9 protein-coding genes are annotated in these 13196 nt (G+C 68.9%); 2 read left to right on the top strand and 7 right to left on the bottom strand.

From position 1 onward, the window contains the following. Positions 1 to 86 precede the first annotated feature (86 nt). Positions 87 to 1940 (top strand): asparagine synthase (glutamine-hydrolyzing), encoded by a 1854-nt coding sequence (asnB, locus tag OG884_RS29575; RefSeq protein WP_326638273.1) that lies wholly within the window; start codon positions 87 to 89, stop codon positions 1938 to 1940. Between the two features lie 133 nt (positions 1941 to 2073). On the opposite strand, the gene OG884_RS29580 is transcribed toward asnB, so the two are convergent. Continuing rightward, positions 2074 to 4392, bottom strand: coding sequence for an outer membrane protein assembly factor BamB family protein (locus OG884_RS29580; protein ID WP_326638275.1), 2319 nt, complete (start codon positions 4390 to 4392; stop codon positions 2074 to 2076). Beyond that, on the bottom strand, positions 4389 to 5999 hold the full coding sequence (locus OG884_RS29585; protein WP_326638277.1) for an outer membrane protein assembly factor BamB family protein: 1611 nt from the start codon (positions 5997 to 5999) through the stop codon (positions 4389 to 4391). Before OG884_RS29585 ends, OG884_RS29580 begins: the two co-directional genes overlap by 4 nt. A gap of 349 nt (positions 6000 to 6348) precedes the next feature. On the opposite strand from OG884_RS29585, the gene rpe reads away from it, so the two are divergent. After that, positions 6349 to 7005 (top strand): ribulose-phosphate 3-epimerase, encoded by a 657-nt coding sequence (gene rpe, locus OG884_RS29590; protein WP_326638278.1) that lies wholly within the window; start codon positions 6349 to 6351, stop codon positions 7003 to 7005. A gap of 168 nt (positions 7006 to 7173) precedes the next feature. Here the strand turns inward: rpe and OG884_RS29595 are convergent, their stop codons facing one another. From OG884_RS29595 to OG884_RS29615, 5 genes are all read right to left on the bottom strand, one after another. Continuing rightward, the gene (locus OG884_RS29595) at positions 7174 to 8220 is read right to left on the bottom strand and encodes an ABC transporter ATP-binding protein (protein ID WP_326638280.1); all 1047 of its coding nucleotides are present in this window, start codon (positions 8218 to 8220) and stop codon (positions 7174 to 7176) included. Next, positions 8217 to 9218 carry an ABC transporter ATP-binding protein gene (locus tag OG884_RS29600; RefSeq protein ID WP_326638282.1) on the bottom strand — a complete coding sequence of 334 codons (1002 nt, stop codon included), beginning with the start codon at positions 9216 to 9218 and terminating at the stop codon, positions 8217 to 8219. The genes OG884_RS29595 and OG884_RS29600 overlap by 4 nt, the downstream gene beginning before the upstream one ends. A gap of 14 nt (positions 9219 to 9232) precedes the next feature. Then, positions 9233 to 10213 (bottom strand): ABC transporter permease, encoded by a 981-nt coding sequence (locus OG884_RS29605; protein ID WP_326638284.1) that lies wholly within the window; start codon positions 10211 to 10213, stop codon positions 9233 to 9235. Positions 10214 to 10339: 126 nt separating this feature from the next. Next, complete coding sequence (locus OG884_RS29610) at positions 10340 to 12124, bottom strand: ABC transporter substrate-binding protein (protein WP_326638286.1); 1785 nt, start codon at positions 12122 to 12124, stop codon at positions 10340 to 10342. 16 nt (positions 12125 to 12140) lie between these two features. Then, positions 12141 to 13166, bottom strand: a complete 1026-nt coding sequence (locus OG884_RS29615; protein WP_326638287.1) for an ABC transporter permease — start codon at positions 13164 to 13166, stop codon at positions 12141 to 12143. Between the last annotated feature and the right edge of the window lie 30 nt (positions 13167 to 13196).

Raw genomic sequence — 13196 nt, forward strand, 5'->3', positions numbered from 1 at the left:
ATATCGCCGCAGGTCAGGGCATATATGGATGCCGCACGTCGTTCGACTGGGCATAACTGCTTCCAAAGGGACGCGGGGGTGTCGAAATGTGCGGAATCTGCGGATGGGTGGACTTCGAGGGCGATCTCCGGCAGTCATCGGACATCGCGAAGGCCATGACCGACACCATGGCCTGCCGAGGGCCCGACGACGAGGGGATCTGGCTCGCCCCGCACGTCGCGATAGGTCATCGGCGCCTGGCCGTCATCGACATCGAGGGCGGCCGCCAGCCGATGGTCGTCGCGGAGGAGGGGCTACCGCTCGCCGTCCTCACCTACAGCGGCGAGATCTACAACTTCGTCGAGTTACGCGCCGAGCTGGCCGCCCACGGCCACCGCTTCCAGACCCGGAGCGACACCGAGGTCGTGCTGCGGGCCTACCTCGAATGGGGTGAGGACCTCGCCGACCGGCTGAACGGCATGTTCGCCTTCGCGATCTGGGACACCCGCCGTGAGGAGCTGCTGCTCGTCCGTGACCGGATGGGGATCAAGCCGCTGTACTACCGTCCCACCGCGCAGGGCGTGCTGTTCGGCTCCGAGCCCAAGGCGATCCTCGCCAACCCGCTCGCCGGAACGCCTACGGTCGACGCCGACGGGCTGCGCGAGCTGGTCGCCTTCGTCAAGACCCCCGAACACGCCGTCTACCAGGGCATGTACGAGGTCCGCCCAGGCCAGGTCGTCCGGGTGAACCGCGACTTCCTGTGCCGGCGCCGCTACTGGCAGCTGAACTCCCACGAGCACGTCGACGACCTCGCCACCACGGTCGCGGGCGTACGCGACCTGCTGGACGACATCGTCGGCCGCCAGCTCGTCGCCGACGTGCCACTCTGCGCCCTGCTCTCCGGCGGCCTCGACTCCAGCGCCGTCACGGCACTCGCCGCGCTGGGGCGCAGGGAGCGGGGGGAGGGGAGGATCCGATCGTTCTCCGTTGACTTCGCCGGATACGTCGAGAATTTCCAGCCCGACGAGATGCGCGACACCCCCGATACGCCGTACGCGCACGAGGTCGTGCGGCACGTCGACGCCGACCACACCGACATCGTCCTGGACGCAGCCGACCTCATGGACCCGGTGGTGCGCGGCGCGGTCCTGCGGGCACGTGATCTGCCGATCGGCATCGGTGACATGGACACCTCCCTCTACCTGCTGTTCCGCGCCATCCGGGGCCGCTCCACCGTGGTGCTGTCCGGTGAGTCGGCCGACGAGGTCTTCGGCGGCTACCGGTGGTTCCACGATCCGGAGGCGGTCGCCGCCGACACCTTCCCGTGGCTTGTCTCCCCGGGGATGGCGCGGTTCGACGGGGTGGGGTCGCTTCTCGACGAGGACCTGATGCGCAAGCTGGACATCCCCGCCTACCGTGCGGACAGCTACCGGCACGCGCTGGACGAGGTGCCCCGGCTGCCGGGTGAGGAGGGGCTGGAACGGCGGATGCGGGAGATCTCCTACCTGCACCTCACCCGGTTCGTGCAGATCCTGCTGGACCGCAAGGACCGGATGAGCATGGCCGTCGGGCTGGAGGTCCGGGTGCCGTTCTGCGACCACCGGCTGGTGGAGTACGTCTTCAACGCCCCCTGGTCGATGAAGACCTTCGACGGACGGGAGAAGAGCCTGCTCCGCGCCGCCACGGCGGACATCCTGCCGTCCTCGGTCGTCCACCGCCGCAAGAGCCCCTACCCCTCGACGCAGGACCCCTCCTACGCCGAGGCGGTCCGCGCGGAGGCGGCCCGGCTGCTCGGCCACCGGGACTTCGCCGCCGCGCCGCTGATCGACAGGGAGAAGGTACGGGCGGTGATCGACCGGCCGGAGGCGAACGGCGGTCCTGCGGGAGGCCGGGCGGAGCTGGAGGGCCTTCTCCAGTTCAACGCCTGGCTGGAGAGGTACCACGTCCGGGTCGACATCTGACGGTGAGGATGACGCTGAGGATGTAGGTGAGCGCCTCCAGGCGGGGTCTGCCCCGACCTCTGACCGACCTCCGGTCCCGGCTCCTGGAGAGGAGAGCGCGACGGGTGCCCTCTCCCGTCGCGCTCCTGAGTCCTCAGCGGGGTACGTAGAAGAGCTTCACCCCGTCCCGGCCCGTGGAGCTGCTCCTTGCCAGGTCGGTCGTGATCTGACCGTAGAGATCCATCACACTGGCGGCGTGGCCGTCAACGTAGCGGCGCCAGACCAGCAGGTGGTCCTCGTCGTACCACCGGATCGGATACCGCAGGTCCGCCTCGATCCGGGCGAGCAGCGTTCCGGTGGTGGCGTCGCGCACGCAGAGGTCCTCGGGGCGGTCCGGGCACCATCCCACCAGCCGTCGCCTGCTGGGGGAGTACGGGTCGAGGATCTCGTCGTCCGGCTTGCCCTGTCCTGACAGGGTGGACAGGACGGTGCCGCCGGTGCCGTACGTGCGCAGCGCGAAGGAGGCGTAGATCCTCTCGCCGTCCGGCAGGGAGTCGAAATCGCCGATGCCGAAGTGGCTGCTCGCCCCTGACTCGTCGGCGCTCCACCGGTACGGGTACTCGTAGGTGTCCTCGTCCTTCTCGGTGGAGGTGATCTCGAACGTTCCCCGTGCCGGGTCCACGACGACGAACCCGATCGAGACGCTGTAGTCCTCATGGTTGCGCCACAGGGTCAGCAGCAGGCGTCCGCCCGAGGACCATACGGGGGTGTTGTTCACCAGTGGGGCCTTCACCGTGGTGATACGCCGGATCCTCCCGCTGTGCCGGTCAAGGAGGACGACGCCGTCATGGCCGTCGACGTAGTCCTTGAAATCAGCCGCCGCCCACCGGCCGTCCGGGGAGACCGCCTTCATGCGCTCGCGTCCCGGGGTGAACCCTTCGCCGTCCCTGAGATAGGTCGGGCCCCGCTCGTCGACGTTGTAGGCGGAGAGCGTGACCGGGGCTTCGGGGTCGTCGTGGATCTGGAACCGTGTTCCCGGCAGCCGGCTTGTCCGGCCTGACGGCGGCTCGCCGTCCGCCGCCACGGGGGACCAACTGGCCGGCACCGCCCATCTCAGTGAGCCAAGCCGTTCGGCCACGGCGCGGGCGACGGGGACCAGCCTGTCGCGCACGGTGAGGTAGGGCGATCGGATCCGGGCCAGGTCACGGCCGGCGCGCACGATGACCGCCCGCCCTCCGTGCACGCCCACCACCCGAGCCTCGTCACCCACCCCGAAGACGGGCTCGCCCTCGTCGGCCGCGCCGAGGCCGGCCAGTACGCGGGCCGCCCCGGCCTCGGTGGGCAGGCGCCAGAACTCGGCGGTCATCGGCTCTCCGCCCGCTTCGCGGAACTCGCACGTGGTGAACGAGGGGACCGCTCGCCTCCGGTGCCGTGCCTCGCCGAGCACGGTGAACCCGGCGGTGCGGAGCAGGTCGCACAGCTCGGCTCCGGGCACCGCGACCGGCTCGGCCGCCGGAGCGGCGCCGGTGAGCCGGTCGGGGACGCGCAGCGCGGTGATCCGCAGGCGCGAAGGGCGGGCGGCCGATCGCACCGTCTGGAGGACGTAGAGCCGGTCGCCGTCGGCGTCGAACGGTTGGCCCGCCGTCGGGACCGGCATCCGCCGCAGGTCTCCCGTCGAGGGCTGGATCACGTCCAGGATCCGGCCCAGGTCGTCGCCGGACGGCGTGGCGTAGACCGTTGCGCCGACTCCGGCGAGCCAGTCGTAGCGCGGACCGTTCCGCTGGACCCTTGTCCACTCGGCCGAGCCGTCGGCGGGGTCGATCCCCTCGACGGTCGAGGCGCCGTCCTGGTCGCGGGTCACCACGATCCGTCCGCCGATGTGCACGGCCGCGCATCCGTCCCAGCATCCCACGCGCTCGGCGATCACCTGCCCCGTCACGGCGTCGTGGATCAGCAGGTTCTCAGGGCGGGAGACGACCACGACTCCGCCCCGGACGTACAGCTTGAAGAAGCTGGTGAGTCCTGTGCTCCACCGCTCGGTGCCGTCGTCCGGGTCAAGGGCGATGACCCGGATGCTCTTCTCACAGAGGGCGACGATCGCCGTGGTCCGCGCGCCCGAGCTCGCCGTGTGGATCCGGCCGCAGGACGGGGGGAGCCGGAAGGCCCAACGGGTCCGCCCGGTCTCGGGAGCCAGCCCGAGCAGGGTCCGCGCGGCCGCGTCCCAGGCGAGCCCGACGGGCGGGGTCTCCTCCGCCTCGGTCCAGGTGGACAACGGGCTGCCGAGGTCGAGCCGTTCCCTGCTCCAGAGTGGCGTGCCGGTGGCGCGGGAGAGCCCGGTCAGGGCGACGACGTCTCCGGACGGCGACGGGCGGAGGGTCTTGACGATCAGCGTGGCTCCCGCCGACGCCCACCCCTGTACGGATGCTCCGGCCGGGGCGTACCGCCACCGCTCGGGGGGCGTCTGCGCTGTCATGGGCTCCCTTTCCGGGACGGGTACAGCTCACGCAGCTGCTCGCCGGTGATCCGGCCGGCCTGCCGGAGCAGGGTGCGGTCGCCGAAGGCCTCCACCGTGACGATGACGCGGCCATGCCTGATGGTGACCGCGTCCCGCTCGTCGTCGAAGTAGGAGGCGTGCTCCGCCACGTCCGGGGCGGCTTTCTCGCCCGAGAGGGTCTCCATGGCCTCGGTGGCCTCCTTGACCGACGTGTACACCCGGACGACGGAGACGGTGACGAGCGTTCCCTTCCGTTCGGGAGTCAGTTCGCAGGCCAGTGGGGTGGTCAGGCCCAGCTCGGGGGGCGCGGCGATCGGGGTGGTCACGTACCCGCCGGTGCCGGGACGCGAGGTGAGTTCGGCGGGAGGGAGCAGCGCGCAGGCGTCGGGCCAGTCGGCCGCGGGCACCCCTCCACGGACGCCCCAGCCGGGTGGGGCGGCGAGGGCGGCCTCGATGTCCTTCTCGGTCAGCGGTGCCGAGAGTGTGACGAGCGTGTGCCCGTCGGCCGGGTCGAGGACGATCAGTGCGTTCTCGGACTCCACGTGGATCTTTCCCGCGGCGGTGCCGACCTCCCCCAACAGGTCGGGGCGGGACCACGTGATCTGTCCCGACGACCGGCTGATCGATCTGACTCCCGATCCATTGCCACTCCAGTCCCCATCCGAGATGATCACTGCTCCGGCAGCGATCACCCAGGAGGGAGAGCGGTAGACGAGATCGTCGGCGAGGATAAGACCGCCCTTGTCGATGATCGTGACGGAATTGGGGTGGCTCAGGATGGAGACCCCCTCCTCCAGGCTCAGCTCGGGGAGGCCGGACGGTGGGAACCGCCTTTCCCAGCGGACGCGCCCCGTGGCGGGATCGATGCCGATGAGTGAGGTGCGGTGATCCTCGCAGCGAGTCATGGCGACCGCCAGGTTCCTGTCCGCCAGCGAGTACACCTGGATGGGATCGTCCTCATCGGCCTGTGGATCGGCGGATGGCAGGGCGGCGCTCACGCAGTCGCCGGGCAGGTCCGTCTCCCACAGGATCGTTCCGTCCAGCGGGTCCAGCGCGCGAATCGTGCGGAGCGCGGGAACATCGATGATGATCTTTCCTGGCGCCGCGCCCATGAGATAGAAGAACGGCCGTGCCCGGCCGCCGCCGGGGTAGCCGGACAGGATGCTCCAGGTCGGCAGGCCGGTCAGGGCGTCGATCACGGTGATGCGCCGCTGGGTGTCAGGGTGGTTCGGGTTGCCCGACTCGATCTCGGTTTCGGCTGCGACGTAGCGGCCGGTGGAGACGGCGGCCTTTCGCTCCTCGTCTTCAAGATCCTCTGGTAACTCCGCCCTGCTCTCGGATTCGGTCGTCAACAGGTTGGTTTGATCCAGCAACCCGCTGGTCTGGGTGCTCTTCCAGAGCGTCCGATCGCTGCTGGAAATCTTTGCGGTGACGGTCCCGTCCTTCCCGGAAATATGGATCCCCGTGATCGGAGCAGGTGTGGCGAGGGAGGAACGGAGCACCGGGGTTGCGGCGGGTACGACGAGGAGGGCGACGGCGGCGATCGCCGGGGAGAGAACCGAGTGCAGAGGGCGGCGAAAGGACATCGCTATCCGATTTCAAGGAAGGTGGAAGGTCGGTTTGGAGCGTAGGTCCCCGGCCCTCGCGCACCGTCTCACTCAATAACTCTGATGATTCCGGAAGGAAATTACTCCGGCAATCCCCTGTTCGCTAGAAAAGTTATGAATTCGCGTCCTCTGATATTCCTGGCCGCATGCGAGTTCGGTGCGGGAGGCGCGGTGATGCGAGTGGCGAAAAGGGATAGCGGACAGCCATATATCCGATATTTCGTGCGTCATGCGGCGCGCATCGAGCCGTGGATGACACGGGGCGCGGGCCGCCCGGTGGACGGCGGGTGGCAGGGGGCAGGGCGCCGCCTCGTAGAATCGGCCAATTATGGCCGTACAGATCTCGCCCAGCATCCTGTCCGCTGACTTCGCCCGCCTCGCCGAGGCGGCCGAGGCGGTCCCCAACGCCGACTGGCTGCACGTGGATGTCATGGACAACCACTTCGTCCCCAACCTGACCCTAGGGCTGCCGGTCGTCGAGTCCCTGCTCAAGGTGACCTCGACGCCGATCGACTGCCACCTCATGATCGAGGACCCGGACCGCTGGGCCCCGTCCTACGCCGAGGCCGGTGCCGGGAGCGTGACCATCCACGTGGAGGCGGCCGCCGCTCCGGTGCGCACGCTGCGCCAGATCCGCGCGGCCGGTGCCCGCGCCGGCCTGGCGCTCAACCCGGCCACCCCCGTCGAGCCGTACGAGGACCTGCTCGGCGAGCTCGACATGCTGCTGCTGATGACCGTCGACCCCGGCTTCGGCGGGCAGAAGTTCCTCGACATGGTGCTGCCCAAGATCCGCCGGGCCCGCGGTCTGGTCGACCGCCACGGCGGGCAGGTCTGGCTGCAGGTGGACGGAGGCGTCTCCGACACGACGATCGAGCGCTGCGCCGAGGCGGGCGCCGACGTCTTCGTGGCGGGCAGCGCCGTCTACGGCGCCGAGGACCCGGCCCGCGCGGTCGACGGCCTGCGCGCCCTGGCCGCCGGCCGCTGAGCCGCGCTTCTCGCCGGCCGTCCTCGGTCACAGGTCCCCGCCGGGGGCGTGTCACGTGGGCCGGGTCCGTTCAACGGCGGAGGGCGGACCTCGTTACGAGGTCCGCCCTCCGCCGTTCGTCACCTGGAGCCGGGGATCACCGGTCGGGAGAACCGGAGACGGCCGGTGTCAGCTCTGCAGCGCCGGATCCAGCACCACGTCCTGGCCGTGTACGGTCGGTTCCTCGGGGAAGTGGCAGGCGGTCAGGTGACCTTCCCTGTTGCCCTCCAGCCTGACCAGCGGAGGCTCCTCGGTCGCGCACCTGTCCTGGGCCTTCCAGCAGCGGGTGCGGAAGCGGCAGCCGGACGGCGGGTTGATGGGGGAGGGCACGTCCCCAGCCAGGCGGATGCGCTCGCGCGGCTCGTCGTCCTCCAGCACCTCGGGCACCGCCGACAGCAGCGCGTGGGTGTAGGGATGGCGAGGACGCTCGTACAGGGAGGCGCGGTCGGCGACCTCGACGATCTTGCCGAGGTACATCACCGCGACCCGCTGGGAGAAGTGCCGCACGATCGCCAGGTCGTGCGCGATGAACAGGAACGCGATCCCCATGTCCCGCTGGAGCTGCTGGAGCAGGTTGACCACCTGCGCCTGGATGGAGACGTCGAGGGCCGAGACCGGCTCGTCCGCGATGATCAGCTTGGGGTTGAGGGAGAGCGCGCGGGCCACCCCGATACGCTGCCGCTGGCCACCGGAGAACTCGTGCGGGAAGCGGTTGTAGTGCTCGGGGTTGAGCCCGACGATCTCCAGGAGCTCCTGGACCCGCTTGGTCCTGCCGCCCGGCGGATCGATGCCGTTGATCTCCATCGGGCCGCCGATGATGGTGCCCACGGTGTGCCGGGGGTTGAGCGACGAGTACGGGTCCTGGAAGATCATTTGGATCTCGGCCCGGATCGGCTTCAGCTCCCTGCGACCGGCGCGGCCGATCTCACGGCCGGCGTAGCGGATGCCGCCCTCGGTGGGTTCGAGCAGCCGGGCCGCCAGCCGTCCGGCGGTGGACTTGCCGCAGCCGGACTCGCCGACCAGGCCGAGCGTCTCGCCGGCGTGCACGGTCAGGTCGATGCCGTCCACCGCGTGGACCCGGCCCACCTGCCGTTTGACGACGAGCCCGCCCATCACCGGGAAGTGCTTCTTCAGGCCGGACAGCTCCAGCAGCGGCTCGTGGGGTGTCTCGCTCACTTGTGGATCTCCCGCTTCTGGGCGAGGGTCAGGTAGCACGCGTCGCCGTGGCCGCGGTGCGGGGACAGTTCCGGCCGTTCCGAGCGACACAGCTCAGGGCCTGCCACCTCCATGAAGTCGCACCGCGGGTGGAAGGGGCAGCCGGGCGGGACGTTGATCAGGCTCGGCGGGGTGCCGCGGACCGGCCGGAGCCGCACGTCCACCGGTGCGCTCAGCCGGGGCATGGAGGCCAGCAGGCCCCAGGTGTAGGGGTGGCGGGGTTCGCGGAGGACCTCTTTGACGGTCCCGCGCTCCACCGCGCGCCCGGCGTACATCACCAGCACCTCGTGCGCGGTGTTGGCGACCACGCCGAGATCGTGGGTGATCAGGATGATCGAGGTGCCCATCTGGTCCTGGAGGTCCTTGAGCAGGTCCAGGATCTGGGCCTGCACCGTCACGTCCAGCGCGGTGGTGGGCTCGTCGGCGATCAGCAGGTCGGGGTCGCAGACCAGCGCCATCGCGATCATCGCGCGCTGCCGCATGCCGCCGGAGAACTGGTGGGGGTAGTCGTCCACCCTGGTCTTCGGCTGCGGGATGCCGACCCGGGTCAGCATCTCGATCGCGCGGGCCCTGGCCTCGGCGCGGCTCGCGCCGGTGTGCTTGCGGTAGACCTCGGAGATCTGCTTGCCGATGGTGTGGTACGGCGAGAGCGAGGTCAGCGGGTCCTGAAAGATCATCGCGACCTTGTTGCCGCGCAGCCGCTCCATGGTGGACCGGGAGGCGCCGATCAGCTCCTCGTCGTCCAGCCGGATCTCCCCGCTGATCGTGGTGGTCTCCGGGTTGTGCAGGCCGAGCACGGTCAGGTTGGTCACCGACTTGCCCGACCCGGACTCGCCGACGATGCCCAGCGTGGTGCCCTTCTCCACGTCGAAGGAGAGCCCGTCCACCGCGTGGACGACGCCGTCCTCGGTGTGGAAGTCGACGGTCAGGTCACGGACCGAGAGGAAGGGAGTTGCCACTTTCTTCAGAACTCCTAGCTCAGCCGGACACGAGGGTCGATGAAGGCGTACAGGATGTCGACGACGATGTTGAAGAAGACGATCGCCCCGGCCGCCACGAGCACCGTGCCCATCAGCAGGGGTAGGTCGGAGTCCCAGACGGCCTTGATGGAGAGCCGTCCGAGTCCCTGCAGCCCGAAGGTGGTCTCGGTGATGATCGCGCCGCCGATCAGCGTGCCGAGGTCCACGCCGAAGATCGTGATGATGGGCGTCAGGGTGCCGCGCAGGGCGAATCTCAGCACGACGGTCCGTCCGGACATGCCCTTGGCCCGCGCGGTGCGGACGTAGTCCTCACTGAGCTGTTCCACCATCGTCGAGCGCGTCATACGGGTGTAGTTGGCGGTGAAGATGATCGCCAGCACCACCCAGGGCAGCGCCAGCCCGCTCGCCCAGGCGATGGGATTCTCGGTGAACGGCAGGTACTGGGGCCGTTGGAGGATCTGGTTCTTGTAGACGAAGAAGTAGAGCGCGAGCGTGCCGATGAAGTAGATCTGCACGGAGGCGCCGATGAGGGACGACACGCTGGCGATCTTGTCCAGCGGCTTGCCCTGGCGCAGGGCCGCGATGATGCCGGTCGCCATGCCGAAGAGCAGGAAGACGACCGCCGCGCCGATGGTGAGGGAGACGGTGACCGGCAGCCGGTCCAGGATCGTCTCGAACACCGGCTCGCGGTTGACGAACGAGTAGCCGAGGCAGGGAGCCGGGCAGTGGCCCAGGTTCTCATAGTCGCGGCCGACGAAGATGCCGGCCAGCCAGGCCACGAACTGGGCGAACAGGGGCTGGTCCAGTCCCAGGTTGTGCCGCGCCTGCTCCAGGAGATCGGGCGGGCAGACCTTGCCGCAGGCTAGCCTCGCCGGGTCGGCGGGCACGGCGAAGAAGAGGAAGAACGTGACCGCGGCGATGATCAGAAGCGTGACCGCGGCGCCGAGCGTGCGGCGAGTGATGAATGGAAGCATTGCCTGTTTCCCGAGGTGGCTGGGACCGCTGCCGGGGCCTGACGGCCCCTTGGCCGTGGCCTCGCGGGGGAGGTGTCTCCTCCCGCGAGGCCACGGCCGCCGGTGTCTCCTAAGGCTTCGTGGGCGTTACGGCTTCACGAAGATCCTGTTCGGCTGGACGACCCACGACTGCGGGTCGATCTCCGCGCCGCCGATCTTGGAGCCGTGCAGGGTGTTGGCGATCCGGTTCTCGGCGACGACCAGCGGGGTGATCGTCTCCTGGATCTTCTTGTCCAGCGCCATCCACGCGGCGTTCTGCGCGTCGATGTCGGTCATGGCGGTGATCTCGTCCATCTCCTTGGTGATGGCCTCGTCCTTCAGGTGCGAGTAGTTCGGCGCACCGTCGGCGATCGGGCCGAAGATGACGGGCATGACCGTCGAGCCGGACGGCCAGTCGGCGCCCCAGCCGCCCCAGTACAGGTCGAACTCGTTCTTCACCAGGCCGATGGAGTCGTAGTAGGTCTTGCGGTCCAGCGGCTTGGCGACGACCTTGATGCCGGCCTTCTCCAGGGCGCTCTTGATCACGACGGTGACCTGCTCCTGGACCGGCGTCTGGTTGTAGGCGTAGACGATGGTCGGCGTCGGGTTGCTCGACTCGGCCAGCAGTTGCTTGGCCTTCTCGATGTCGCCCTCGGGCTTGGTCGTCTTGCCGAACAGGTCGTAGGGCTGGTAGCCGACCGTGGTGTTCTCGTTGAGGATCGTGGTCGGCAGCGCGGCCGCCTGCGGGCCGCCCATGGTCTGCTGGATCTGCTTGGAGGGCCACGCGTGGTTGATGGCCTGGCGGATCTTGGGGTCCTTCATCCGGTCAAGGTTGAAGTAGTAGTAGTTCCCGTACGGCGAGGGGCTCTTCATCAGGCGGGGCGCCAGCGCGGGGTCGCCGAGCACCTGCTGCAGCCGCTCCGGGGGAACGGTCGCGTAGAAGGTGAAGGCGGTCTGGTCCGGACCCGCGTCCGCGATCAGGCGGTCGGTGATCTGCAGGTTCTCCTGGCCGAACTCCAGCCGCCACTTGTCCGGGTAGGCGCCGCGGATCGGGTCGGTGGCCGGGTCCCAGTTCGGGTTGCGCTCAAGGTCGATGGACTTGTCGACCACGTGGTTCTTGATGATGTACGGGCCGCTGGAGACGGGGGCCTTGTCGTACTTCTCCTTGGTGTCCTTGGCCTTGGGCACGATGCCGTAGCCGCCCATGGCGAAGGCGTAGTTGGCGTCGGCGTGCGGCGTCTTGAACTTGTAGACGATCGTCTTGTCGTCCGGCGTCTCGATGCTGTCCAGGCGCTTGCCGTCGTAGGGGCCCTGGTAGGCCTTCTTGTGGTCGACCTCGGTCAGCCACTGCTGGATGTAGGTCGGGCCCTGGGTGACGAAGGAGGCGAACGTCCGCTCCATGCTCCACTTCACGTCCTCGGACGTGATGGGCGTGCCGTCCTCCCACTTCACGCCGTCCTTGAGGGTGAAGGTCCAGGTCTTGCCGCCGTCGGAGGGGGTGCCCGTGTCGGTGGCCAGGTCGCCGACCAGCTTGTACTCGCTCTTGGCGGTGCGCTTGTAGCCGGTGAGGGTACGCGCGATCAGGAGGGAGAAGTTCGTCTCGGTGTTGACGTAGAGCTGGGCGGGGTCGAGGTGGGAGAAGTCGTCTCGGTCGATCATCGTGACGGTGCCGCCCTTGACGACGCCCTCCGGCTCGATGGCGGGCCCCTTGGAGTCCTCCGCGGTGCCGACCGTGATGGTCGGCGCCTTGAAGGGCTCCACTGCGGGGGCGGACGCACCGGCGGAGCCGCTGGGGGCGGCAGGGGCGCCCTGGTTGCCCTCGGCGCACGCGCTGGTGAGTGCGAGCGCGCCTATGGCGAGTACGGCCATCGCTGACCGCGTACGGACTTTCATCTCTCTCCTATCGGATCTAACGCTTGAGTTTGGGGTCGAAGGCGTCGCGGACCGAGTCACCGAGAAGGTTGAACGCGATCACGAAGAGCAGCAGAGCCGCGCCGGGGAAGATCAGGTAGGTGATGTCGTTCTGGTAGACCTGGGTGCCCCGCAGGAACATCCGGCCCCAGTCGGGGATGGGCTCGATCATGCCGACGCCCAGGAAGGACAGGGCCGCCTCGGCGGTCACCATCGCGGGCAGCAGCAGTGTCGACTGGATCAGGATCGGCGTCCACAGGTTGGGCAGCAGCTCCTTGAAGATGATCCGGGAGGGTGAGGCTCCGGTCACCTTGGCGGCCTCGACGAACTCCCGCTCGCGCATGGAGAGCACCTGGCCGCGCAGCAGCCGGGCGATGCCGGCCCAGCCGAAGGCCGTCAGCAGGGTGATGAGCGTCACCGCCCGCAGCCAGACCGGGGTCTCCTCGGAGGGGTCGACGAAGAGGTTCTCCACCACCGGCATGAACGCGATGATGAACAGGGTCGAGGGGAACGACAGGACGATGTCGATCAGGCGGCCGATGAAGTAGTCGGTTCTGCCCCCGGCGTACCCGGCGACGATGCCCATGACGATGCCGATCGCCGAGATGAGGACCGTCGCGACCATCGCGATCAGCAGCGAGGTCCTGATCCCGTAGACGAGCTGCATGAACACGTCCCGGCCCAGGCCAGGCTCGATGCCGAACCAGAAGTCCGAGCTGATCCCGCCGTTGGGCAGCACCGGGTAGCCGAAGTCGTTCAGCAGTCCCGGGGTGTCCTGGCCGTAGAGGGTGTAGGGGTCCTTCCCGTAGAGCCAGGAGATGACCGGCGCGAGGATCGCGACGAGGAAGAAGAAGATCACCACGCCGGCCGAGGCGATGCCGGTGGGGTCGCGGCGGAAGCGCAGCCACATCAACTGGCCGGGGGAGCGGCCCACCGTCTCCGGTGTCTTCACCGCGGGGGGTTCCCCGGCGGTGGTCGCTGCTGGTGCAGGGATGGTCATCGTGCGGGCGCTCCCAACGAGCATGGCTGAGCCTGATCCTTGGAACCATCGCAA

It is taken from the genome of Streptosporangium sp. NBC_01755 (genome assembly GCF_035917995.1).
Taxonomy (GTDB): Bacteria; Actinomycetota; Actinomycetes; order Streptosporangiales; family Streptosporangiaceae; genus Streptosporangium.

Bases quoted from the DNA above. Each gene is read 5' to 3' on its own strand.
- asnB (WP_326638273.1), top strand. From the start codon at position 87: ATGTGCGGAATCTGCGGATGGGTGGACTTCGAGGGCGATCTCCGGCAG.
- OG884_RS29580 (WP_326638275.1), bottom strand. From the start codon at position 4,392: ATGACAGCGCAGACGCCCCCCGAGCGGTGGCGGTACGCCCCGGCCGGA.
- OG884_RS29585 (WP_326638277.1), bottom strand. From the start codon at position 5,999: ATGTCCTTTCGCCGCCCTCTGCACTCGGTTCTCTCCCCGGCGATCGCC.
- rpe (WP_326638278.1), top strand. From the start codon at position 6,349: ATGGCCGTACAGATCTCGCCCAGCATCCTGTCCGCTGACTTCGCCCGC.
- OG884_RS29605 (WP_326638284.1), bottom strand. From the start codon at position 10,213: ATGCTTCCATTCATCACTCGCCGCACGCTCGGCGCCGCGGTCACGCTT.
- OG884_RS29610 (WP_326638286.1), bottom strand. From the start codon at position 12,124: ATGAAAGTCCGTACGCGGTCAGCGATGGCCGTACTCGCCATAGGCGCG.
- OG884_RS29615 (WP_326638287.1), bottom strand. From the start codon at position 13,166: ATGCTCGTTGGGAGCGCCCGCACGATGACCATCCCTGCACCAGCAGCG.